Source organism: Flavobacteriales bacterium (assembly GCA_013214975.1).
Classification (GTDB): domain Bacteria; phylum Bacteroidota; class Bacteroidia; order DT-38; family DT-38; genus DT-38.
Window position 1 is genome coordinate 1 of sequence record JABSPR010000175.1, and the last position, 1,526, is coordinate 1,526.

The window sequence follows — 1,526 nt, forward strand, 5'->3', positions numbered from 1 at the left end:
AACTCGTAAGAGGATGAGCTAATTACACAGCCGATACCTGTAAAATGGTATCACTACTTCGAAGAGCCGTATGAGTCGAGAGGTTCACGTACGGTTCTGTGAGAAGTTAGGGGTGAAATTCCCCTGGCTTACTCGACTAGGGGACGTTTATTTTAAGTTTCTGTTTAATACACTTACCAATAATTTCTTTACTGTTTCCATTTCATTGGGGTTGCTAGATGCAATAAACAATGTGATACTTGCCAAGGCTTCATTACTTATTATAGGCTCACCATCTTTATTTGTAAGCATATTGTTTTGTTCAAGAAACATTAGAAAACAAGCAGCTGCAATTCTTTTATTACCATCAGTAAATGCATGATTTTTAATGATTAGGTATAAGAGCGTCGCCGCTTTTTCTTCGAGACTAGGGTAGAAGTCATCGTTTGCAAATCCCTTGGTTATTTGATTTATGGAGCTTTCAAACCCTTGATCTTTTTCTAATCCGAATACATTGGAGTTAAATTCTAATTTCATTTGATCGATCAAACCCTGATATGCTTCTTTTTTGGGAAATTTGGCTTTACGCATTGTAAGGCCTTTTGAATCTAATCGCTCATTGTCGTAGTCGTCAAGAAGAGTAAGGCCTTTTGAATAATTTTCTAGCCATTGCAATCCACTTTCTTCTGATTTTTCTTCGATTGATCGACTTATTATTTGAATACCAGTCTTTAGAACTTTTAATTCGTGTTTGGTTTGTATAAGTCTTGCTTCATTTATGGCATAGCCTTTTATTAAATAATCGTTTAGTCTTTGAGTTGCCCATATTCTGAATTGCGTACCTTGTTTTGATTTGACTCGATAACCTACTGATATTATTACATCAAGGTTATAATGCTCAACTTGATAAGTCTTTCCATCATCTGCAGTTGTCGCAAATTTTGCGACAACTGAATCCTTCACAAGCTCTCCTTCTTTAAAAACATTGTTAACATGCTTACCAATAGTTTTAATATCACGATCAAACAGTTCAGACAATTGTAGTCTACTTAACCAGACAGAATTATCAATTATTTTAACCTGAACAGAATTCTGACCGTCTTTATTCTGATATATTTCTATTGCATTTTTCAATCTATTATTTTTTAATGTACCCCAACTTTAGATAACCACTACAGAGTAATTACTGCGCTTGTTTCGTTTTTGATAAAGTTAATTAATTCCGCTACAGTAACAAGTTACAAGACAAACTGCACTTTGGCTACTGCGCAGTCAAGCTACCACAAGCAGGAATTACGACTCACTTAAACCACCAACCTTTCCAATAACCAAGAACCGCATTGGGTTTATTTAATGTGTGTGCCCAGCATGGGCATCTTTAATCTACTTGAAAGTAGATTATTAATCTAGAGGGTGCAAGTCCCTTATGGGCGAGGGTCGTGCCTCGAACCATTAGTAAGCTGCAAGGTTGCTAACCGTGAGGTTTGGACTGAAGATTATTTGCGCTAGAAAGAGCAAATACCGACTACAAAATTCGGTACTGACGG

1 protein-coding gene is annotated in these 1,526 nt (G+C 36.4%); it reads right to left on the reverse strand.

Annotation, left to right across the window (positions count from 1 at the left end; translation table 11 throughout):
• Nucleotides 1–147 precede the first annotated feature (147 nt).
• Nucleotides 148–1,113, reverse strand: a complete 966-nt coding sequence (locus HRT72_06155; GenBank protein NQY67290.1) for a virulence protein RhuM/Fic/DOC family protein — start codon at nt 1,111–1,113, stop codon at nt 148–150.
• Nucleotides 1,114–1,526 lie beyond the last annotated feature (413 nt).